We start from the raw sequence: 21,609 nt of genomic DNA on the forward strand, positions 1-21,609 counted from the left end.
TATTCAACCCTAAATCTAAAGAAGTCTTAAAGAAAATGAACGCTGAAAAAAGAGCGAATTTAGAGAATGAGAGAGAAGAGCAAGGGGTTAAGGGGAACACAAAGAGCCATGATGAAATAGAGCCAGCTACAGAACAAGTGATTGAAAAAGAAATAGAAAAAGGAGCTGAAATTATCTATTCTAAGGAAGTTGCAACCACTAATAATGTTGATTACTACGAGAACAAACAAGAAGTGGAAATTACTAAATCAAGGGGTAGAAGATGAGAAAGCAGTCTAACAAACTCTTTAGTTTTTTAAATGGCATTAAGTGGCGTGATTTACGCCTTATTATGGGAGTAGTCAAGCTAGTGAAACGATTAGCTAAGTTTAAATTAGGGGAAAACAATGTTTGAATTAGGATTTTTTCTATTCTTAGGGCTTTATATTATCAATTCTATCTACTTGTATAAAGCCCTAAATAGCGCCAAACAATCTCAAGAAGATTTTATTATTAAGCATAGCGAATTATTAGAAAGCTTGCTTGATGATGTAAGCGAGTGCAAAAAGAGATTAGAAATCTTGGAACAAAAATCAATTAAGGAGTTAAAGCAATGAATTACGATGTTTTAATGGGATTTTTAGCACTAATCTTGCTAATTCTTTGGTATGCCTATGGATTAAGGCAATATCTTAAATTAAAAGATAAGAATAAGAGATTAAAAGAGAAATTACAACGCTGTAATTGTAATATTAAAATTCCTAGTATTCTTGAAATGGCGCATAAACCTATCATTATGGATATTAAGGGGGAATTGCTACCACATCTTACAGAGAGTTATAGAAAATCAAAATTTAAGGAGTAATAACAATGAGCAATACAGAAATAAAGCGTAGCAAATAGGCTAACGAAAAAATGGAGTTAATTAAGAAATTGGAAAAAGAAAGCGAAGTTTTAAAGAAAGATTTACAACAACATTCAAACGAGCTTTTTAAAATGTTGATTATTGATAATGAAGATTTGTTTAAAGAGCAATTTGAGATTATGTTTAAAGCATGGGTTGAAATCGTAAAAATGATGTTTGAATTAACCAAAAAAACCAAATTTGATGGCGAAATGATTGGCTACACAGAAGAACTTTTAACCTTTTTAGTTAGAGATTTTTTTAATGGGATTTTTAAATCCAAAGTAATACCTAAAATGCCTATTTTTTGCGGTGATGTTAAATGCGAAGATTTTAATGCCCTAAGAAGTTTAGTTTATCTTTCTGTGCTTGAGTTGGAAGAAACGATAAATCCTAATAAAATCCCATTTTAAAGGAGCAATCAAATGAATAACAGCGTCATCATTATTGAAAGTCCTAATAAGGTAGCTAAGATTAGAGAAATCACAGGAGCTAAGGTCTTTGCTACCATAGGGCATTTTATGCAACTTAAAAGCTATGATGAAAGTAATGGCTTTAAGCCGACTTTTGATTATGACCAAGAAAAGAAAAAACATATTTTTGAGATGATAGAGGCGTGTAAAAACAAAAAGGTTTATATCGCCACTGACCCTGATAGAGAGGGCTATGCTATAGGCTATATGTTTTATCAAAAAATCAAAAATGTAGCTAGTTCTATTTATAGGGCGGAGTTTTTTGAAATCACACCAAGTGGGATTAACAAGGGCTTACAAAACGCCCTTTTATTTGAAAACACCAATAAGCAAATGTATCAAAGCGCTTTAGCAAGACGAGTTGCAGATATGCTCTTAGGTTTTACGCTATCCCCTTATTTAGGTAAGGCTTTAGGACAAATGAAAGGTAGTAGTGCTGGGCGAGTGCAAACCCCTTGTTTAAAACTCATTGTAGATAGAGACAGAGAGATTGAAAAATTTAAGGCTTTACCTGAAAATGAGAAAGTAAGCTATCAAATTCAAGCTAAGATTAACGATAGTGCTAACAGAGAAGTAACTATCAAGCATTGTGATGAAAAGGGTGAAGAGATTAAATTCAATGATAAAGAAGAGGCTTTAAAACTCTTTGAGAGCTTAAAGGATAATAAAGCTTGTCTTTTAAAGGATTTAAAAAACTCTGTTGTAGAGACTAAACCTAAAAAGCCCTTTATCACTTCTACGCTTTTAGAAAAAGCAAGTTCTATGCTTGGTTTAAGTATTAGCGAAGTGCAATCACTAGCTCAAAATCTCTTTGAGGCTGGACTGATTACTTACATTAGGACAGATGCGGAAAGTTTGAGCGTGGAGTTTTTAGATGAGACAGAGAGCTTTTATGCACCTATTTATAAGGACTTGTATTTAAAAAGAGAATACAAGGCTGGCAAGCAAAGCCAAGCAGAAGCCCATGAAGCAATTCGCATCACACACCCCCATACTACTGAAGATTTAGAAAGCATAGTCTATAATGCTAATATTACTAATCAAGACGCTTTAAAACTCTATCAACTCATTTTTGAAAGGACTATTGAAAGTCAAGGCAAGAATGCCATTTATGACAAGCAAGATTTGCTCTTTAAAATCAAAAACGAGTATTTTAAATGTTCTGTAAAGGGTTTAAAAAGTGCTGGATTTTTAGCAATGTTTTCTAAAAAAGAGCTAGAAAATGATGAAAGTAATGATGATAAAGACAATAAAGAAAAAGAACAAAACGCACAATTTAATCTAAAAATTGATGATATGTTAAACCTAAAAGCCCTAGATTTAGCCACCATTAAAAGAAATGCCCCAAGCCCTTATAAAGAGGCAGGTTTTGTCAAGCTTTTAGAAAATAAAGGCATAGGCAGACCTAGCACCTATGCGAGTTACTTGCCTACGCTTTTAAAAAGAGAATACATCAGCATTAGCCAAGATAAAAAACACATTATTACGCCTACACATAAGGGTAAAAGAGTGGTAGAAGTGTTTGAAAATGCTTATCAATTCATTATTGATTTGACCTATACTAAACAAATGGAAGAAGTGCTAGATGAGATTGTAGAAAATAAAAGCTCTTATGTGGATTTTATCAGCAATTTAAATTCTAAATGCCCTAAGATTGAAAAGCTAGAAAGAAATGATGATGAGATAAAACCTAGCAGTGAAGGACAAATCACTTATATAGAAAATATTTTAAGAGATTTGCAATTAGATTTAAGCGAAGAGTTTAAAAACTACAAAGAAGACAACAGAGTGGCTAAGGCGTTTTTAGACCGATACATTAAAGAGCATGAGTTTTTTAAGAAAAACAACAAAAAGGCTAGTAGCTCTAATAATGATGAAAATAGACCCGCTACGCCTAAACAAATTAGCTTTGCTGAGATGTTAGCTAAAAAGCATAATGTCAAGCTCCCCAAAGGATTTAAATATAGTATGAAAGTGTGTGGGGATTTTATCAATGAGTATCATAAGAAGTAGTAAGTGAAATTTTGCTAAACTAGAACCTAATTAAAACTAATGAGGGAGTTTAGCATGCTTTATATTCCACCCACTTCAAAAGAAGTCTATGTTAGCTCTATTGTGGCTTTAAATATCCATAGCCCACAAGGCACAGGAGATTGGCATAGTAGCTATGCTTTAATGGAGAATGCGTTTGATGATATAGGGGTTTATATCTATGGTGAAAAACAAGCTCATAATACTAATAAACTACTAGGCAATCTAGGTATTATAGATGGCACAGCAAGGCTCAATAAAATGGGCTATTACCCTAAACATACTCCCACTTATATTGCAGAGCATCCAAGAGCTTGTGTAGATTGTCTCTATGTTTCTGTATTGCAAACTGGAAAGCTAGGGGTTGTTATGCTAGATGAATGGTTTCCTAGTATTGAAGATAAAGAGAGTGTCTATGCTCTTATAGAAGTGATGAAACCCAAATTAAACAAGCAAGAAAGAGAGAATTTGGATAAATGGATAGCAAGAAACCCCATTATAGAGTGAGTTTAAGCGAACAAGCTCTTAATCATGAAAAACTGATGAGAGCCATTGTTAAAAATCTAGCCGACACCCCTATGGTATTAAAAGGCGGAACAGCTTTGTATATAGGCTATGGCTTAAATCGTTTTTCAGAAGATTTAGACTTTGATTGTCATAAAAAAATCAATCTCTTAGGCAGAGTAAAGAGCGCTATTCCTAATGGCATTATCTTAAATGATATTCATATTAAAAAAGACACTGATAGTGTGGGGCGTTATATGGTGCGTTATGCTACCAAAGACAATAAAGAAGAACAAACTTTAAAATTAGAAATATCTTATAGAGACGCACCAAAAGAGAGCGAAGTCAATGTGATTGAGGGAATGCGAATTGCTAAAATAGAGCGTATTATTGATAACAAACTCTGTGCTTGCTTTGATGGGGAGCATATAAGAACTAAAGCTAGAGATTTATTTGATTTGCATTTTTTAGCCAAGCATTATGAAGAACATTTTAACTTAGATTTAGCAAGTCGCTTAAAAGATTTTAGCAAAGACCCTGATAAATTAGTGAGCGATTATTTAGTAGATGTAAAACTAGATGCTTTATTAAATCAAATTATGGACTTAGAAGAAACAGCCCTAGAATTAGGGGTAATGGCTCAACTAATACATAAAAAACTTGAAAAACAATCTCATTCCCTTAATGCCTTGCAAGAGCAACAAGGCTATAGCAATAATGATAATAGCCTAGACAATTCTAATGAAAACACCTACACACCTAAGCGTAGGCGATAAGTAACCTTATTGAGTGGGTATTTGATAGTTTTTAGTTGTTTTGTCTTGTTAATTTAATTCTATTTAAAACTACTTAAATACCCTTGCTCTCTAAAATCTCTTTAAAACATTGTTGCAATTTTTTAGAAAATGACTCTTTTTCTTTGTCATAGTCTTTTCCTAAGCTGATATAAAGTGCGGTGTCTTTGTCTTTAAAGTCTTTGATTTCTTTTGTAGGTTTATAACTCAAAAATTCTCTAATCTCTTTAGCATAACCTTTTACTAAAACTTGCAATAAGTCAATGTCATAAGAAAATTTATCTTTAAGGACATTTTGAGCGATTTCTATTAAGCACTCATCATAGATTTCTACACTTTCATTAAACACTTCTTCTACATCACTTTCTTTAATACCATTTAAAAATAGATAGTAATTAAAGAGCCTATCTTCTTTTTCTTCATTTAGCCATTCTAAATCATCTTCATATTCTTCTTCATCTATAGGCTTAAAATCACTAGGAATAGTGCTTTCATGATCAATAGGACTAAACTTACACATCAAGCGTGAAATAAGAATTTTAGGGGCATTCTCATTGCTTATCTTAGCAAACACCATATTGGCTAAGATATTAGCTAAGATTAACTTCTCTACTAAACTAGCTTGGCTGATTTCTTGTTCTAGTGTATCCTTAAACTTTAAAGGGGTGTCTTTATAGATTATCTTATGCGTAAAAAATTCATTCAAGTTCATTGTTTTCATTATTGCCCTTTTCTTTGTTTTGTAATCTTTCTAGTTGCTTTAAAAGCTTTTGCTCTTGGGTGTTTTTTCTGTGTTTTAAATGCCTAATAAGCGCTTCTTCAATAAAAGTGCTTCGTGTCTCTTTAAATGAGCCAAATTCTAGCAAAAATTCATCAAGTTCTTTTATCACACAAGGACTAAAGGCAATGTTAAAGCTCTTTTTCTTATCTTCATCTAACAAGCTTTTTTTACGCCCCCTTTTTTTAGGGATTTTTACTTCCTTTGTGCTAGGCTCTTGTTTTAGGGGGGTATCTTGGGCTTGTTCTTCTTGTTCTTCAAACTTCTTTTCTAGCTCATCAATTTGTTGTAAATCCATACTTGTATGCTCCTTATTGTGTTTATTTTTGTGCTTTTTAACTCTTCTAAACCGCATGTATTTTCTCTTTTTCTAAATGGCTTTTTAATTCGTTATAAAAATTAACCCACTCATTGATAGCCTTTTTATCGCTGTATTCTATGACCCCTAAGCCTTCGCTTACACTGTGCTTATAAACAATGCGCTCACTCAAAGAGCTTTCTAAAAGTGTAATCCTACCGCTAGGGTTATTTTCTTTAATAAACTCTATTAAGGCTTGTCTTTCTTTAAGGGTAGGAATAGTAGGCATTCTATTGATGACAATTAAGGCTCTTAGATTTTCATTAAGCTCTTGGAGTTGCTCAATTCTTTCTAGCATATTAGCTAAGACTTCAGTGTCTAATTGGCTAGGAGTTGTTGGCACTAGCACAATATCACTTAAAAGCATAGCTTTTTGGGTTTTTTTGCTGTATTCCCCCTTAGTATCAATAAGGATATTTTCATACTTAGATACCATTTGCTTTAAAGTATCGCTAAAGCCACTACTACGATTAAATAAGCTAAAAGTGGGGCGTTCTTTTTCAGCACGAATTGTAGCAAAAGTTTCCATAGACTTTTGGCTATCTGTATCTAAAACAACCACTTCTTTATTGTCTTTGAGTAATTGCACGGCTAAGTTTAAACAAAGCGTGCTTTTACCACTGCCACCCTTTTCATTAGCAATGCAAATGGTCATGTTATTTTCCTTATTTTAGTTGTTTTAAAAGTATATCACAATTATATAGATTTTGAATTAACTTTAAACAATTTGATTGTTTAAGATTGTTTATACAAACATAATAAATAATTAAACTTAGTAAGGGATAATAAAACTATGTTATTTAAAGAGTATTTAGTCTTTAATTTAATATTACAATGTTAAAAGAATTTATTCTTATTTAGCTTATATCATTAAACTATTAAGAAATTAAATTATCAATTAAATTTAAAGCATTTTAAGCGAACTTTCTCAAGAAATTCTAAGGTTTAATTTGTCTTTTTCATTTTTAAAAAAAGTTTTTTTAAACATTAAAAAGGAGCAAAAAACTATCATTTTAGCTTAAGATTAGCTTAAATTTTAACTTTTTTCATTAAATTTTTAGGTTTATTTACTTTTCATTTACTTTTAGATTAAGTTACGCATTTTAGGGGGTTGCATGGTTTGAGCCTAAAAAATGTGTGCGTACACACTTGTGTTTTTTGCTTAAAAATAGCTTAAAAAGTGGCATATGTGTACGCACACACTTTGAAAAAGTAAATAAGTCAAGACCTTGATTTCCTTGTAATTTTAATGGCATTCTAAAAAGATTTTTTAAAAACAAGGACAGAAAAAATGACACAAGATTTTTTAGAACTTAAAGAGGGAAAATACCCTATGAATGAATGGCAAATGATAGAGTTTATGCAAATGGGAGTAGAGCCTAAAAGCGAACAAGAAACAAAAATAGAGTTAGAACATTCCTTAGAAAATGAAGTCAATAAAAACAAGGAGCATTAAATGAAAGCGTGGAATGAAATGGATATTAAAGAGCAAAAAGAGGTTTTTGCTAGGTTTTTAGCGAGCGAAATTGCTAAAAGTTTAGAATCTGGATTAGAGTTTAAGCCAAATAATAGAGCTTATAATGGTAATGCTGGCAATGCCTATAATGGCTTAAATTCTCTTATTTTAGATGCCAAGCAACATGAGAATGGCTATGAGAGTAATGTTTGGGTAGGTTTAGATGATGCCTTAAAACTTGGGGCAAACCCTAAAGAAGTGGAGCATATTAAAAACAACACTAAGAGTAAAAATAATCCTAATGGCTTTTATGATAAGGCAAGTATTGCTTATATTAGAGATTATGAAATGCGCTATGTTAAAGCAAGAGATGAACAGGGTAATTTAATCCCCCTTAAAGACAAAGAGGGCAATCTTAAGCATTATTCTAATGGCGAAGTGATTTATGAGAATGAAAAAGTTCCTCAAAGAGACAAAGAGGGCAATATCAAGTATATGCAAGATGGCAAAACGCCCTTTTACGAATTTAAAAAAGAAAAGATAGACATAGAGCCGACTTTAGAGATTAAAAATCTCTACAATGTCAATGTTTTTCAAACGCTAGACAAAACTAAGCTTAAAGAATTAGACCCTAAAACTTTAAGAACACAATACATTAGCAATACTTTCTCTATGAATAATCAAAATTTGGTGATTTATGATTTATCCAAGCATTTGAATGAAAAGCAGTATAACAAAGTGCTAGATTATGTCAATCAATATGGGGCAACCCATCATGAAAAAAGAAAGCAACACAAAATCTATCAAGAACCACAGCAACAAATTGCACCTAATACAGACAACAATGCCAAAGAAAACAACACTAAAGAGCCAAACAACAATGAAATGAATATGGCAGAGTTTTCTAAAATGTTTGAAATGGCTCAAAACAATCCCCAAATGTTAGCGATGTTGCAACAAACTCTTAATAAAGGAGCAGAGCAACAAAAGTATGACCACTACTTTGCTAATGATGAAGTAGTGCTTACTCAATCTAAAGGCAGGGGCAGATAATGCAAGATTTTATCAATGGATTTTTAAAGGCGTGGAAAGCTTGGAGTGATGATGGAAAGGACGCTTTTTTAGAGAGTTTTTTAGATGAAGTTAAAAATTCTAAAAATGACCCCACCAATTTTTTAGGCATTTTAGAACAAGAAATCAAGTCTTTAAGCCAAGAGGGCTTAAAAGATGACATTTCTTCTATGCTAGAAGTCATTGAGAGCATGAAAAATGAAATCTCTAATACAAAAGACAATGAAAATGTAAGCGATTTTTTTAATGCGTTCCAACAAGAAATCAATGAAGAGCAATCTATCTCTAATGATAATCCAAGCGATTTTGTAGAAAGTTTAGAAAAAGTGATTGTTGAGACACAAAATGCTAATAAACATGAGATACAAAATTCTAGCGAAAATGAAGTAGAGCTTACAGAAGAAAAAAGCTTTTTAGAAATGAGAGAAGATGAGTATTATGAATACCAACAAGAGCAATACATACAAATGAATGAAAATGATGGCATTGCACGAGTTAGTGCCAAGTTAGAACAACAAGAGCTTGAAAGAGAAGAGGCTGAGCTTGAAAGTAAGGCACTACAAGATTATGAAGAAAATCAAATTCAAAGAGCTGGAGAAATTAGTATTGCAGAGCATGAAAATAAGCTTGAAAAAGAAGAGCTAGAAAGATACGCCCTAGAGGGCGAAAATAAAGCCCTAGAGCAATATTATGAGAGCCAAAACCCTGATACTCTCTATGAGCAACAAGTTTTTCAAGAGCAAGAAAAAGAGCTTTTAAACCAGCAAGACTTAGAATTAGAGACATTAAGAGATAATAATACCAAGCAAGGTTTGGATAATGAAAGTGCAACACTTTTAGAGAGTTTGCAAGTTATAAGAGATGAAACAAACGAAGTTATCACTTTTTTAAATCCTAATGAGCTTGAATTGCTAAGACCTACAGGAGAAAATACTGCAAGTAAAATCGCTTCTATTGCTTTAGAAGAAAGCAATAAGCTTAATGAAAAAGAGCCTAACACACAAGAACAAGGCGAATACGCACAAAAAGAGCAAGAAAAGAAAACACCTAGCAATGATATAGACCTTAAAGACAAATACGCTAGTTTGCATAGTTTCTTTAAACAAACCGAGCTTGATATTAAGCAAAAACGCATTAAGACTAAGCTTGATTTTAAAGAGAGCTTTTTAAATTACGCTAAAAACCACATGAATGAAGATGAATTGAAAGTCTTATTAGTGGTAAGCCAAAAAGAGCCAACCAAGCTCACTAAAGAGCATATTAATTTGATTAAGGATTGCTTAGAACAAGCGCATGGTAATAAGCACATGCAAGATAAGGGCTTGCAATTAAGCGTTAAGTCTATCTTGGGACACCAATTAGAAAAAGAACACCACGAAGTCTTAAAAGATTATTTAGCTAAATCTAAAGATAGCTTAGAGCCTATGGATAATAGAGTGTATGAAGTGATGCGAAAGCATTTAGACAAGCAACAAGCAAAAACACTCAAAAATTTAGATAGTGCCACTCAAAGTGTGGGGGTAAATGCTATTAAAGAGCAAAATAAGGCTAATAAAAATTCAGAGCAACCTAAAAACTCACAAAATGAGCCAAGACAAGAGACTACTAACGCTCAAACTAATAGCACCGCTACACAACAAGAAAACACAAAACAAAACCAAGCTATAGAGCAAAATGGCACTACTCAAGCAAAAGAGCCAAAGAAAACCTTGCATCCTGATGAACCATGGCTAGATTATGACCCTAAAGCTCACAAATGCTTACAAGAACGCCAAAAAGAAGAAATCCAAGAGAAAGCACAGAGTAATAACAGCGATGAGCCTTGGATAGAGCATGGCAAACGCATGCAAGAAAAAGCCAAAGCGCATTATCAAGCTTGTTTAGAAAGAGAAAAAGCTAAAGAATTAGCTAAAGAGCAAAATAACGCTCAAAAAGAAGTGAAAAAAGAAATGCCAACTATAGATTATGGCTACACACAAAATACGCTCTCTAAGAGCAGAAGGCGTTAGGAAAATCCTATGAGTTATATCCCTAATCTCACTGCCTTGCCTTTGCATGAGATTTTATTAGATAATGGCTATGTTATCAACAAAAATAAGCATAGCAAGAATAACCCTTGCTTAAAGCATGAAAACGAAGAGGGAAGTTTAGTCATCTTTAAAAATCAAAATAAAGATGGCTCAATTAGTTACACCTACAAAGAAACTCATACCGATAAGGTCGGTAATATCATTACTTTTTGTAAGGATAGAAATATCAGCGTTGAAGACTTACTCGCTGGGAAGTTAGAAGGCTATCGCAATAAAAAAGATACTCTACAAGCAAGGGATAACTCTAGCGAAAATAACGAAGAAATTCAAAAAATCATCAATGAGTTTAAAAACCTTAAACCCTATGATTTACAAAACGCTACACTCATTAAAAAGCGTGGCATTGATACAAAGCTGTTAGAGCCTTATAAAGAGCATTTAAAAACGGACAATTTTAATAATCTTATCCTTGCTACCATTTAGCTTTTGAGAATAAAAATCTTAATGTCATACCCATTCATCAGTGTGGGATTAACAAACGCCTAAATACTCCCTTAAGCACAGACAAAGAGGGCAACATAAGAGACAAGCCATTAAAATCTATCGCACAAGGAAGTAAAGGCATAGAAGTCTTGTTCCCTAATAATTTAAGCTTAGTTAAAAATGTCATTGTTACTGAAAATATCTTTGATAGTCTAGCTTATTTAGAGTTACAAGGTTTAGAGCCTAAAGAGAGCGTTTTAATTAGCACCGCAGGGCAATTTAATGCACAAAAATTAGAACTCTTTTTAAAAAGTTTTTTTAAGCAATTAAAAGGGCGACAACAAGGAGCGTATAACCATTATCTAAAACAAGAAGAACAATGGCAAGAATTAGTGAGACAAGGCAGGGCTAGTGATGATTTTAATAGCGTGGTAGTAGAGACTTACACTGACATTATTAAAAATTATCAAAGAGAAAAAAATGCTCTTATTTATAACAAGCAAGTTGAAAGAACTAGAGAATACAGAAAGCCTAAGCCTGTTAATAAGCCACAAGATAGTTTTAATGTCATCTTAGCCTTTGATAATGATATTAAGGGTAAAGGATACAAAGAAAAATGCGAGGGTATTTTATATGCTCTTACACAGCAATTCCCCACTATCTATACGCCTTTTTCAAAAGATTGTAACGATGATTTGAAATTAGCACACATTATAGAAAATAAGGCGATTAACATTGACACTATGGCGGAGTTTTTAGAAAGCTCTTTAGAAAAATTAAAAGACAACTACACTTCAACACAAGAAAAGGAAAATATCATGGATAAATTAGAACAAATTGATAGCATTAAGCCCTTTAATGAAAGGCTTAAGGGCATTTTAGAAAATGCTAAAGAAAATTTACAAGCACAAAGTTGTGTTAAAGGGAGGGGGCGATGAATCTTTTTGACACCATTATGGGCATGTTTGTTGAGCCATCTCAAAAAGTAGCCAAAAGTCTTGCTGAACATGTGGGTAGCTTTTTTCATGCACAACTCATTTTAAACACCATTATTACTATTTTATTTATGATATGGGCGTATAAGCGTGTGAAAGAGGGCGATATGTTTGAGTTTAAAACCGCTATGGGAGTGGTTGTATTCATCGTGTTTGTGGGGTTTATCAATTGGGGGATTAGAAATCCTAATGATTTTAACACCTATTTCATTAACACGATATTTTATCCAGCTGAAAAGCTTGCTATACTTATCGCTCAAAGCTTAAATGATGGCTTAGAAATTCCTACCAATGCTAATGTTAGTCCTAGTGAAACCTTTAATATAGGCAATCTAGTTTCAAGTGCTTATGCAATGATAGTTAATCTGTGGGATAATGCTTTTGATGGTATTAACATGTTTAATTGGCTCACAATGATACCTAAAATAATCATGTTTTTTTTAGTGATTTTAGGGGAATTATTGTTTTTAGGCTTATTGCTTATTATTGTGTTATTAGTTACAGCAGAAATTTTTATGTGGTCAGCATTAGGTTTAATTGTATTGCCTTTAGGTTTAATCCCCCAAACCAAAGGCATGTTATTTAGCTATCTTAAAAAGCTCATTTCCCTTACTCTTTATAAACCTTGTATGATGTTAGTAGCTTTTTTTAATTATGGAATAATCTATAAAGCCAATGCTTTAATCCCCACTAAACACGAAGTCGCACAAGGCTTTTATGGCAATGCGGATAAAATGGCAAATGAGGGAAAAATTATTGATGCCTTTGGCAATGTCTTAAAAGGAGATTGGAACTCTTATATAGCCCATAGTTCTATTGTAGGCTTTTTAACCATTATTGTTTTAGGTTCTGTGATTTGTTTCTTTCTAGTCAAACGAGTGCCTGATTTTATCAATAATATCTTTGGCACAAGTGGAGGCGTGGGGGCAGTAACAGAAATGATGCAAAAAATTGGCATGACAATAGGCGGAGCTATATTTGGGGGTAGTGCAGTTATGGTTGCTAATCAAGTTAAGCAAGCCTATCAGAGTGCTGGGGGCGGACTAGCAGGACTTCAAGCTGGAGCTAAAGCTCTTGGACTTGCTGGACTAAGTGGAGGGGCAAATGCTGTAAATGCAAGAAGTGCTAAAGCTGGTGTGAGACACTTTGTAGCAAGTGTTAAAAGTGGCTTTGGATTTGATAATGATAAAAATAACAAATGAAAGGTTTAAAAATGAAAAAATCAATTTTTAGTGCGCTTTTTAGCGCTCTTTTATGTTGCAAAAGTGTCTTTGCAGAGGGGGAAACTCCTTTGATTGTCAATGACCCAGAAACCCATGTAAGTCAAGCCACTATCATAGGCAAAATGGTAGATAGTATCAAAAGATACGAAGAGATTATTTCTAAGGCTCAAGCTCAAGTCAATCAGTTACAAAAAGTCAATAACATGATAAATACGACTAATTCTTTGATTAGTAGTAGTGCTATCACTTTAGCCAATCCTATGCAAGTTTTACAAAACGCTCAGTATCAACTTCAAAGCATTAGATACAACTATGAGAATTTAAAGCAAAGCATAGAAAATTGGAACACACAAAATTTGCTAAGAAACAAGTATTTATCGCAACAATGCCCTTGGCTTAATGTCAATGCTCTTACTAACAATAAGATTGACAATCTTAAAAATCTCAATAACCTAATCACCAAAAATGGCGAACAAACCCAAACCGCAAGAGATGCGCAAAATTTAATCCAATCTCTAAGTAGCAGTGGCCATAAAAACATGCAATCACTTGCTGGGGAATTGAGTGGTAGAGCGTGGGGGGAAATGTTGTGTAAAATGGTAAACGATAGTAATTATGAAAGCGAGCAAGCTCTTTTAGCAACAGGCAATAGCTCAGAAGAGCAAAAACAAAGATTTTTGCTTAGAGTAAAGAAAAAGGTTAATGATAATAGGCAGTTAAAAGAGAAACTTGACCCATTTCTAAAAAGACTTGATGTCCTACAAACTGAGTTTGGTGTAACTGACCCTACAGCTAACCATAATAAGCAAGGGATACATTATTGCACAGAAAATAAAGAGACAGGTAAATGCGACCCTATTAAAAATGTATTTAGGACAACTCGATTAGATAACGAATTAGAACAAGAAATCCAAACGCTCACGCTTGATTTAACCAAAGCCCCCAATAAAGACGCTCAAAGCCAAGCCTACGCAAATTTCAACCAAAGGATTAAATTACTTACTCTAAAATATTTAAAAGAAATTACCAATCAAATGCTCTTTTTAAATCAAACAATGGCAATGCAAAGCGAGATTATGGCAGATGATTATTTTAGGCAAAATAATGATGGCTTTGGGAAAGAAGAAAACCATATAGACAAACAATTAACGCAAAAAAGAATAAACGAAAGAGAAAGAGTTGGAAGATACTTTCAAAACCCTAATGTTAAATTTGACCAATTTGGTTTTCCCATTTTTAGTATATGGGATTAAGGATTTAGTGATGAGAGATAGAATAAGTATTTTTTTTCCAAACTATTGCTATTTCAGCGGTAGTGTTGTCATAGGACTTTACTTTATTCTTAATACATTCCCAAATCTTATTTCTCCAAGTTTCTGGGACTTTTGCCTTACCAAAAAATCCCCAATCTTTATGAATGGGATATTTAGAACCATCTATTTCCATATTACAGCCCATAACATATTCTTTTTTGATATTGGTTAGCTCTATCATATTTAACAACTCTGTGTTTGACATTAAGGGTTTAATATTATTTGAACTATGGAGCTGATATTTGGGTTTTAACCAAGTAATTTTATAATCGTTTTCGCCATTCATATTAGCCATAGCAGATAAGGTTTGCCTAGTATCATAAGTGCTTTCTTCAAAATCTTTTTTATATTGTCTGATATAACTTCTTTCACCAAAGGCTAATATCTTTCCTTCATCACTATATTCTTTAATGCCAAGTGCTTTATAAGTATTCTCTCTACTTATACCCCCAAAGCGTTCGTGCCAATCATCAATAAAACTTTCAGCTCCATTATCAAAAGCGTTCTCAAGCATGGTTTGAAGTTGCTTTTTATTTGGGAATTCTTTAGAGTGTTCTTTCATTTCAAAAGCCATAAATTTTTGCCTTAAAACTTTAGCTTTTTCTTTAATTTCTTTGATTTTTTTTGCAAGTTCTTCTTTATCTTTAGTGTCTTCTTTATTGATTAAATTAAGGGCTTGTTTATGTTTTTCTTCTTCTACGCATTCAAAAATCTTTTCTCTATATTCTTGCGGAAATTCTTTAGATAAATTCCAACCACTATTCAAGTATTGAGAGCCGTCCACCTTAGCATTACAGCTAGTCAGCGTATCTTCTTTGATATTGTGTAGTTTTACTCGTTTCAATAAGTCTTCATCGCTTAATAAAGGCTTTGCCATTAAGGGAGCAGTAGCACCTAGTAAAACCCTAGCTAATAAGCTTGTTTTTAAAGTTTTATTCAAATCATTTAATTTAATCATTTTTCTATTCCTTTTAACTTAACTTGAATTGTAATCATTATAGCATAGAAATTTAAAGAAATATTAATAATAATTAAATATTAAGTTATTTTGTATGTATTTAGTAGAATTTGGTTATTTTAATTACTCACTATATATTATCTTAACAAGCAATAACAATCTTTTATAACTAATTTTGTTTGTGTTATAATTTGGTTCAACAATTATTTTAAGAGACACTATGCAAGATTTACAACATTTCAAGAATGATATTACACTCATTCTATCCAAAGACAGACTAGAGACTTATGACAACCTAGAGCAATACAAAGAAAATTTAAAGCTCATTAGTCTAATCACACCTAAAATCTCTAATTTAGAGATTTATTTACGCAACGCACTAGATTATTGCCTAACTCAAATTAAAGGGAATGAGTGGGTGTTTGATGAAGTTTCTTTAATCCCCTTAATAGAAGAATTGAAAGACAAGAAAAAAGAAATCACGCATTCTTTGGTCTTGTCTAAAATGTCTTTAGAAGCGGTGATTAAGCTTATCTTTTTTTACAAATTAGAGGGGTTAGCATTAGATTTGAGAGCCTATAGTCTTAAGGCTTATTACAAAGATAATAAGGATACTTTGCTTATTAAGGGTAGAAAACAACATCTTTCTAATTATGCTAAAGCCTAATATTGCTTTAAACTTACTATGGACAATTAGAAATCGTGCGTATCATTGGGAAAATTTACTAAAGCTAAGGGCAAACAACCGCCCACGCATTACAACACGCTTTATCAGAGAATTAGAAAAGCCTACAAGTAAAAGTTTCAACTTTAGTATCATGCCTAACAAAATTGTTTCATTTTTAGATGATTTAATCAAAAGTATTGGAAACAAAGACTTGGAAAAACTAAGTAGTCTATAAGCTATAAGAAAGTGGGCTTCGGTCAGCCCTAAGAATGTAGGCGTATTATAGCTAAACAATCATTATAATTCAAACCAAAACCAACACAAAATTTGCTAAACTACAATCAAATCAATTTAGGGAGGATAAAAATGTCATTTGCCCCTATGTTATTAGCTACAATCAATAACTCTATTGGCAATAAAGATAAGCATGTGAGTTTAGAGTATCTTATAGGGCTTTTTATGGATAAAAAAACAACTAATCTAAGCAATACTGACAAGTATATTATAGGCACAATTCAAACAGAGGCACTAGAGCAAGAAATAGAATGGTTTTCGCAAGACTATCATATTCCTATGGAGAATATTTTACATGTCCTTTCTATCAATCCCTATCAATGAAAAGAGCCTTAGTTTTATCAAAAACAACTTTCAAGCTCAAATTCAAGCCCTAGAACAATTTTATCCCATTATTAAAAATGCTTTGAATTTAGGGCTTAATCCTAGTAGTATTAAGTTTGGAGGAGGCACAGCTTTGAGCATGTATTACTTCCAGCATAGATTAAGCTTTGATATTGATTTGTTTGTCAATGATGCTCAATGTTTGGGATTTTTTAGCCCTAAATTATGGATAGATAATTGCAGTCATTTTGATAGCACAAGATACATAGACCAACATAATCATATAGGCGTAACGAATAAAGACAACATTAAAATAGATGTTTTAGTGGATTATGCTAGAAATGAGGGATATGTAGATAATTCTAAAAAGATTTTTGCTTTTGATATTTATATAGAAAGTTTAGAAAATATTATTGCTAAAAAGATTACTTTTAGAAAAACTGATAATAAAACAAGAGATATTTTTGATATAGCAGTGGCTTTGCATAATGACAATAATTTATTTGACAAGCTTTTAAGTTCTCAAAAAATAACTAAGCAAGACTTACTAACTCTTCAAAATTCTTTGCAAGAGTTAGATAAAAAGCGTTATAGCATAGAAATAGATATGGTAGAACCCATTTCACACTATAAAGACCTTTCTTTAAGTGCTTATGATTTTTTAATAGACAAAATAGACCAAATTAAAACAGCGACTTACTCAAATTCCCATGACAACGCAGATGATTTAGACAATTCCAATGAATACACCCCCACACCTAAGCGTAGGCGATAAACAATCTTGTTAAGTAGGTATTTAATAGCTTTAGTTAATCTATCAGTATTTAATAGAATTTAGTTATTTGTATTGTTAATCAAATATATTCTTAATGAGTAACAATAATCTATAATTACATTGTTTTTAGAATATTTTATAAAGCGTTAAAGAATTTTGTGCTTTTTGTTTGTCTTTTTTAAAAAGATATGCCCCATTAAAATATTTTAGTCTATATTCATCACTAAGCCAAGCATTCAAGCTTGGTTCTAACAAACTCTTTTTAATATAAGCTTTTCTCTCTTTTCTACCTTTACCTTGAATTAAAATAGAGTAGTTTTGCTCTTCTACTTGAATGTGTTTTAATTCTATGTTTAACACTTCGCATTTTCTAAGTCCCCCAAGTATTACAATAAGTAGAATACACTTATTGCGTTTTTCAAAGCTTGTAGCTGGCTTATAGTCTAAGAGTGTTTTTAAAAAACTCTTTAAGTCTTTATCGTTTAAATGTCTGGGTAAGCTTTCTTTGGTCTTAGCAAAGGCTAGGTTTTTAAGCGTAAAATCAAAGCTATAACGCCTTTTTCTATCCAAATAATCAAAGAATTGTCTTAAATACATCACATACTTAGCCATAGAGCTGGGTTTTCTATTTTGAGCGAGTTCAAAGAGAAAGTTAATCACTTGCTCTTCGCTAAGCATTCTAAAACTTCTTAATTTGAGATTATCTTTAAAATAGTTAAAGAATAAAAACAAGCCTTGCATCATTATAGTATGTTTAATGCCTTGATTATAAAGAATATGACAGAGTTGTTTTAATTGCTCTATATTATGACATTTTAAGATTTTATCTTGTGTGTCTAGGATTAAAGCCATATCCTTCACATCTTGAATGGGCGTGAAGTTTTTAGCCTTAGTGTATAAAAAGGCTTTGAGATTACAAAAGAGTTCTCTCTGAGATTTAGTGAGTTTGTTATGTGGCATATTGCTCCCTTATTAAAATATAAAAAGAAATCTTAAAGAATGAGAGTTTTATGTTTTTTAGTTTGTTAGGTTCTAAAAGCGGTATTTTTAAACAATTCCGCATTATCCATTAGAGTTATTAAGTTCCGTCTTTAAATCTTAGTTTTTAAAAAGTTCCGCTTTTAACTAAAACATAAAAACAAAATTTCGCCCCCTTAAAAGTAAATAATCAAATACATAGTTATTTGCATTACTCACTAAATACAAAAATTGAATTTATCAACGATTAAATAGTTTTTGAAAGTAAGCTTTAAGCGCTTTTTAAGGTTAAGAAGTGCGTGTTTATGGGTATTAGATATGAAAGCGGAACTTAAGTTCCGTATAGTTATAAAGATATTAAGGGAAAGAAAGGTTTACCTTTCTTTCCTAACCTATTGAGTAAACATGTTATTAGTAAATATCATGTCATGAGGGGGATTTCTTTTTTTTAAAAAACTTGATTAAATTAGACAACTAGGAACTTGCTAAAGGAAAAAAAGAAAAATCAAAAAAAAGAACTTTTGATTAAAAGAGACAAACTGACTGAAAGAGCCGTGAAGTTAGTTGTGGCTAGGTTTAGTTTAAGGAAAGTTTTTAATTTCTTTTATTGGTAAAAATAAGAACAAAATCAAAATAAAAGAAAAATAGGAATTACCTATCAATGACATGTTAGTTGTGGGAGGAATGATTAGTCAAGGCTTGTGTTATTTAAGTTAGGTTGTAAGCGGTTTGTTTCATTATTATTTAGGATTAGAAAGGTTTTTGTTTAGAGTGTGTAGGGTTAAGGTTTGTTTCTAGCTCTTAGTATTAAAAGAGTTAAGTTTGATTTGATAGTAGGTTCAAGGGTTAGGTTTAAACTTGCTTTATGATTATGTTTAAGAAAACTTTAAGGTTTTAAATTTTTGCGTGCTACTTAAGAAAAATTTAAGCTCTATAAGGCGTTTTAAAGCGTTTTTGTTTTTAGGTTAATAGAGTTGTCTTATCTTATGGCTTTATTTTGATTGTGGGGCATTTTAGAGTGCTTTATTTGTATATCTGTTTAAATAAGCTAATTTGTGAAAAGAACAAGAATAAACCCCTTTAATCAAAGGGTATATTCTTTATTAAGAACATTAAAGGCAATCATCGCTTGAGAGCATTATCTATTACGCCCTTTAAAGTTTGTGTTGTCATTTTGTTTTAATCCAGCATGAGCTTTAGGGTCATCATCAAGATCATTAAAGTGCAAGGTGTTAGCTTGTTGTTTAGCTAATTCTTTAGCTTTTTCTTTTTCTAGCATAGCTTGATAGTGTGCTTTAGCTCTAGCTTGTTCTTTTTTACCAAACTCAATCCAAGGCTCATCGTTATTAGGCTCTTTTGTGATAGCTTGAATTTCTTTTTGCTCTAGCTTAGTATCTTTAGCGTGTTCTAGGACTTTTTCAAGGTTTAGGTTGTCATAGTGGGTTAAAAACCTATTAGCTCCTATGATTTCATTACAAGTATAGAGAATATCCTTAGAAATTTTAGAAAATTGTTTAATTTGTTTGAGAAAGCCTTGTTTTTCTTTTGGAGACAATGAAGTTTCTCTATAATGTTTTGAAGATTTCACATAATGTTCTTTGGCTCTTTCAAACTCTTCTTCTTTTTGTTTTAAATCTTGTTCTAAAAAAAGTAATCTCTCTTTGGCTAATAAAAGCATGGTGTTTTGATAGTCTTGCAGTTGCTTACTCACTAGCTCATAAGTGTTATCATTAAGCTTGTAAGTGGGGTCATTTTGCTTAGTTTTAAAGCTCTCTAGCATGAATTGATATTTTCTAGCACTAAAATAAGCGTTTTTAAAAGTTTTGAGAGTGGGGCGTTTATCTTTAGAAAGTTCTAATGCTTTGGCTAAAAGAATAGGATTAGTTAGAGTGTTGTATTGGGTGTTTTGCTTGGTTTTAACTTCATTTCTTAGCTGGGCTAATAGTAAGTGTGAGTTTTTATCTAAAAGGCGTTTGTCTAGGTGTTCAAGCTTATTTAAAAGCATTTCTTTTTTCTTTAAAACAGAATAGCCCTTAGTCTCTCTTTCAAAGTCTCTGTCTAAACCATTGAGAATAGCAAAATTCTTAAAGGCTGAATGGTTTTGTTTTTTATCTAATTCTTTTTGATAAAAGCCTAAGAGTTCGTATAGCTCGTGTTTGTTAGTGTTTTTTAAGTGTTCGCTTACTGGTTTTCTCTTATCTATCCTGTCAATATCTAGCTGTTCTTTTTCATCATCGCTTGTGTCTTTGTGATTAAACAGAGCGATTTTAAATTCAGAAATCTTTTGTTTTAAAGGGGTGCTGTGGTTATTTTGAATGTCTAGGGCTTTTGCTTTGTTTTTATCTTTGAGTTCTTGTAAATACTCGCTTTGTAAAGCCTTGTTTAAGTCCCACTCATCTTGTGGGGATTTGATTTGTTCTAAGGCTTTTTCTTCTTTTTCCAAGTCTTGTAATTGTTGTTTGATATTGTCTAGCTCTTTAAGTTTTGGCTCATTGACATACAAGTATTCTTCGCTCAATAAGTGGTCATTCAACCTATAAGCAAACTCACTTCTTAATTCATTAAAAAATTCTTTACAATCTTCATGCCCCTTAAAACGCAGTCTTCTTCGTGTGAGCTGATTAGTCTTATTGATAAAACAATGGATATGGGCATGGTCTTGATGAGCGTGTGGCACAAGGGCAAACTTGTATTCAGGCAATCTTATTTTTAAGCTCTCCCAAGTAGAATGTAAAAGCCCTTGCATTGTCTCTTCATCTGGCTTATCTTTGATAGAAAAAACTAAGTGCATAGTCTCGTTATAATCTTTAGTCAAATCAAAGTCATTGAGCCAACTCTCTAAGATGAATTGCTTATCGCATTCTAAAAACATTTCATTGTAAGCTGTTTCGCTATTTTCTAAAGCATAATTTAGGGCATTTTCTAAGTGGGAGCGTTTCATTTGCCCTATGTTTTTAATAAGCACAGGACTAGCTGTTTTTTGTGCCAACTAGATTAGATTTAATAAACTTTGAGTTAGGGTTAAATTGATTGAACTTAATGAGCAATCTTTTATCTACTTTATCGCTATCACTAAATCTAGGCTTTTGCATATGCTTTAAAATATCATCTAAGAAAGATAGGTCCATAGGGCGACTATCTAGCTTAGTATCTAATATAGCCCTATCTAGCATACAAACCCTTTAAGACTTAACAACATTGCTAAATTTTTATCTAATTCG

The 21,609-nt window shown here is 32.2% G+C and carries 18 protein-coding genes and 5 pseudogenes; 17 read left to right on the top strand and 6 right to left on the bottom strand.

The genetic code is table 11. The features are described from left to right. The 8 genes and pseudogenes from EWZ81_RS02965 to EWZ81_RS02995 all read left to right on the top strand — a co-directional run. A pseudogene (locus tag EWZ81_RS02965) lies at positions 1-266 on the top strand (hypothetical protein); the annotation flags it as partial. Continuing rightward, positions 263-394 carry a hypothetical protein gene (locus EWZ81_RS08600; RefSeq protein ID WP_275690018.1) on the top strand — a complete coding sequence of 44 codons (132 nt, stop codon included), beginning with the start codon at positions 263-265 and terminating at the stop codon, positions 392-394. The pseudogene EWZ81_RS02965 and the gene EWZ81_RS08600, both read left to right, overlap by 4 nt. After that, positions 387-596 carry a hypothetical protein gene (locus EWZ81_RS02970; RefSeq protein ID WP_165548975.1) on the top strand — a complete coding sequence of 70 codons (210 nt, stop codon included), beginning with the start codon at positions 387-389 and terminating at the stop codon, positions 594-596. The genes EWZ81_RS08600 and EWZ81_RS02970 overlap by 8 nt, the downstream gene beginning before the upstream one ends. Beyond that, positions 593-844, top strand: coding sequence for a hypothetical protein (locus tag EWZ81_RS02975; RefSeq protein WP_001105124.1), 252 nt, complete (start codon positions 593-595; stop codon positions 842-844). Before EWZ81_RS02970 ends, EWZ81_RS02975 begins: the two co-directional genes overlap by 4 nt. Positions 845-912: 68 nt before the next feature. Further along, a complete protein-coding gene (locus EWZ81_RS02980; protein WP_000410259.1) occupies positions 913-1,296 on the top strand; it encodes a hypothetical protein in 384 nt (127 codons plus the stop codon). Between the two features lie 12 nt (positions 1,297-1,308). Further along, positions 1,309-3,369, top strand: a complete 2,061-nt coding sequence (locus tag EWZ81_RS02985; protein ID WP_165548976.1) for a type IA DNA topoisomerase — start codon at positions 1,309-1,311, stop codon at positions 3,367-3,369. A gap of 54 nt (positions 3,370-3,423) precedes the next feature. Continuing rightward, entirely contained in the window at positions 3,424-3,894 is a 471-nt protein-coding gene (locus tag EWZ81_RS02990) for a hypothetical protein (RefSeq protein WP_000965788.1), read from the top strand. Continuing rightward, a complete protein-coding gene (locus EWZ81_RS02995; protein WP_000377490.1) occupies positions 3,864-4,667 on the top strand; it encodes a nucleotidyl transferase AbiEii/AbiGii toxin family protein in 804 nt (267 codons plus the stop codon). The genes EWZ81_RS02990 and EWZ81_RS02995 overlap by 31 nt, the downstream gene beginning before the upstream one ends. A 73-nt stretch (positions 4,668-4,740) precedes the next feature. Here EWZ81_RS02995 and EWZ81_RS03000 read toward each other — a convergent pair whose 3' ends face one another. The 3 genes from EWZ81_RS03000 to EWZ81_RS03010 are packed head-to-tail and all read right to left on the bottom strand — an operon-like array spanning position 4,741 to position 6,476. Then, entirely contained in the window at positions 4,741-5,406 is a 666-nt protein-coding gene (locus tag EWZ81_RS03000; protein WP_000855658.1) for a hypothetical protein, read from the bottom strand. After that, positions 5,384-5,761, bottom strand: coding sequence for a hypothetical protein (locus EWZ81_RS03005; protein WP_000365702.1), 378 nt, complete (start codon positions 5,759-5,761; stop codon positions 5,384-5,386). The genes EWZ81_RS03000 and EWZ81_RS03005 overlap by 23 nt, the downstream gene beginning before the upstream one ends. Before the next feature lie 46 nt (positions 5,762-5,807). After that, complete coding sequence (locus tag EWZ81_RS03010) at positions 5,808-6,476, bottom strand: AAA family ATPase (protein ID WP_165548977.1); 669 nt, start codon at positions 6,474-6,476, stop codon at positions 5,808-5,810. A gap of 636 nt (positions 6,477-7,112) precedes the next feature. Between EWZ81_RS03010 and EWZ81_RS03015 the strand changes: the two genes are divergently transcribed. The 6 genes and pseudogenes from EWZ81_RS03015 to EWZ81_RS03045 all read left to right on the top strand — a co-directional run bounded on the left by EWZ81_RS03015 (position 7,113) and on the right by EWZ81_RS03045 (position 14,332). Further along, positions 7,113-7,277 carry a hypothetical protein gene (locus EWZ81_RS03015; protein WP_000189763.1) on the top strand — a complete coding sequence of 55 codons (165 nt, stop codon included), beginning with the start codon at positions 7,113-7,115 and terminating at the stop codon, positions 7,275-7,277. Beyond that, entirely contained in the window at positions 7,278-8,330 is a 1,053-nt protein-coding gene (locus EWZ81_RS03020; protein ID WP_000649269.1) for an ArdC family protein, read from the top strand. It begins immediately after the preceding gene. Next, on the top strand, positions 8,330-10,357 hold the full coding sequence (locus EWZ81_RS03025) for a hypothetical protein (RefSeq protein ID WP_165548978.1): 2,028 nt from the start codon (positions 8,330-8,332) through the stop codon (positions 10,355-10,357). Before EWZ81_RS03020 ends, EWZ81_RS03025 begins: the two co-directional genes overlap by 1 nt. A gap of 9 nt (positions 10,358-10,366) precedes the next feature. Beyond that, positions 10,367-11,799: pseudogene (locus tag EWZ81_RS08435) on the top strand (hypothetical protein). Further along, the gene (locus tag EWZ81_RS03040; RefSeq protein WP_165548979.1) at positions 11,796-13,058 is read left to right on the top strand and encodes a type IV secretion system protein; all 1,263 of its coding nucleotides are present in this window, start codon (positions 11,796-11,798) and stop codon (positions 13,056-13,058) included. The pseudogene EWZ81_RS08435 and the gene EWZ81_RS03040 overlap by 4 nt, the downstream one beginning before the upstream one ends. After that, positions 13,055-14,332 (top strand): hypothetical protein, encoded by a 1,278-nt coding sequence (locus tag EWZ81_RS03045; RefSeq protein ID WP_165548980.1) that lies wholly within the window; start codon positions 13,055-13,057, stop codon positions 14,330-14,332. The genes EWZ81_RS03040 and EWZ81_RS03045 overlap by 4 nt, the downstream gene beginning before the upstream one ends. 4 nt (positions 14,333-14,336) lie before the next feature. On the opposite strand, the gene EWZ81_RS03050 is transcribed toward EWZ81_RS03045, so the two are convergent. Continuing rightward, positions 14,337-15,350: a hypothetical protein gene (locus tag EWZ81_RS03050; RefSeq protein ID WP_165548981.1), complete on the bottom strand. Its 1,014-nt coding sequence runs from the start codon at positions 15,348-15,350 to the stop codon at positions 14,337-14,339. Positions 15,351-15,570: 220 nt separating this feature from the next. On the opposite strand from EWZ81_RS03050, the pseudogene EWZ81_RS03055 reads away from it, so the two are divergent. From EWZ81_RS03055 to EWZ81_RS03065, 3 genes and pseudogenes are all read left to right on the top strand, one after another. Beyond that, positions 15,571-16,252: pseudogene (locus EWZ81_RS03055) on the top strand (CAAX protease). Positions 16,253-16,383: 131 nt separating this feature from the next. Further along, entirely contained in the window at positions 16,384-16,635 is a 252-nt protein-coding gene (locus tag EWZ81_RS03060; protein WP_000006537.1) for a hypothetical protein, read from the top strand. Further along, positions 16,607-17,410: a nucleotidyl transferase AbiEii/AbiGii toxin family protein gene (locus EWZ81_RS03065; RefSeq protein ID WP_165548983.1), complete on the top strand. Its 804-nt coding sequence runs from the start codon at positions 16,607-16,609 to the stop codon at positions 17,408-17,410. Before EWZ81_RS03060 ends, EWZ81_RS03065 begins: the two co-directional genes overlap by 29 nt. 138 nt (positions 17,411-17,548) lie before the next feature. Here EWZ81_RS03065 and EWZ81_RS03070 read toward each other — a convergent pair. Continuing rightward, positions 17,549-18,370, bottom strand: a pseudogene (locus EWZ81_RS03070) (site-specific integrase); the annotation flags it as partial. Positions 18,371-19,526: 1,156 nt separating this feature from the next. Beyond that, positions 19,527-21,561, bottom strand: a pseudogene (locus EWZ81_RS03075) (relaxase/mobilization nuclease domain-containing protein). Positions 21,562-21,609 lie beyond the last annotated feature (48 nt).

The sequence above is a fragment of the Helicobacter pylori genome (assembly GCF_011140715.1).
In the GTDB taxonomy this organism is placed as follows: Bacteria; Campylobacterota; Campylobacteria; order Campylobacterales; family Helicobacteraceae; genus Helicobacter; species Helicobacter pylori_DA.

Excerpts from the sequence above, each read along its gene's own strand:
- EWZ81_RS03065 (WP_165548983.1), top strand. The coding sequence starts at position 16,607 with ATGTCCTTTCTATCAATCCCTATCAATGAAAAGAGCCTTAGTTTTATC.
- EWZ81_RS03050 (WP_165548981.1), bottom strand. The coding sequence starts at position 15,350 with ATGATTAAATTAAATGATTTGAATAAAACTTTAAAAACAAGCTTATTA.
- EWZ81_RS03040 (WP_165548979.1), top strand. The coding sequence starts at position 11,796 with ATGAATCTTTTTGACACCATTATGGGCATGTTTGTTGAGCCATCTCAA.
- EWZ81_RS03015 (WP_000189763.1), top strand. The coding sequence starts at position 7,113 with ATGACACAAGATTTTTTAGAACTTAAAGAGGGAAAATACCCTATGAAT.
- EWZ81_RS02985 (WP_165548976.1), top strand. The coding sequence starts at position 1,309 with ATGAATAACAGCGTCATCATTATTGAAAGTCCTAATAAGGTAGCTAAG.
- EWZ81_RS03010 (WP_165548977.1), bottom strand. The coding sequence starts at position 6,476 with ATGACCATTTGCATTGCTAATGAAAAGGGTGGCAGTGGTAAAAGCACG.
- EWZ81_RS02975 (WP_001105124.1), top strand. The coding sequence starts at position 593 with ATGAATTACGATGTTTTAATGGGATTTTTAGCACTAATCTTGCTAATT.
- EWZ81_RS03020 (WP_000649269.1), top strand. The coding sequence starts at position 7,278 with ATGAAAGCGTGGAATGAAATGGATATTAAAGAGCAAAAAGAGGTTTTT.
- EWZ81_RS03025 (WP_165548978.1), top strand. The coding sequence starts at position 8,330 with ATGCAAGATTTTATCAATGGATTTTTAAAGGCGTGGAAAGCTTGGAGT.
- EWZ81_RS02990 (WP_000965788.1), top strand. The coding sequence starts at position 3,424 with ATGCTTTATATTCCACCCACTTCAAAAGAAGTCTATGTTAGCTCTATT.
- EWZ81_RS03045 (WP_165548980.1), top strand. The coding sequence starts at position 13,055 with ATGAAAGGTTTAAAAATGAAAAAATCAATTTTTAGTGCGCTTTTTAGC.
- EWZ81_RS08600 (WP_275690018.1), top strand. The coding sequence starts at position 263 with ATGAGAAAGCAGTCTAACAAACTCTTTAGTTTTTTAAATGGCATTAAG.
- EWZ81_RS03005 (WP_000365702.1), bottom strand. The coding sequence starts at position 5,761 with ATGGATTTACAACAAATTGATGAGCTAGAAAAGAAGTTTGAAGAACAA.
- EWZ81_RS03000 (WP_000855658.1), bottom strand. The coding sequence starts at position 5,406 with ATGAAAACAATGAACTTGAATGAATTTTTTACGCATAAGATAATCTAT.
- EWZ81_RS02995 (WP_000377490.1), top strand. The coding sequence starts at position 3,864 with ATGGATAGCAAGAAACCCCATTATAGAGTGAGTTTAAGCGAACAAGCT.
- EWZ81_RS03060 (WP_000006537.1), top strand. The coding sequence starts at position 16,384 with ATGTCATTTGCCCCTATGTTATTAGCTACAATCAATAACTCTATTGGC.
- EWZ81_RS02970 (WP_165548975.1), top strand. The coding sequence starts at position 387 with ATGTTTGAATTAGGATTTTTTCTATTCTTAGGGCTTTATATTATCAAT.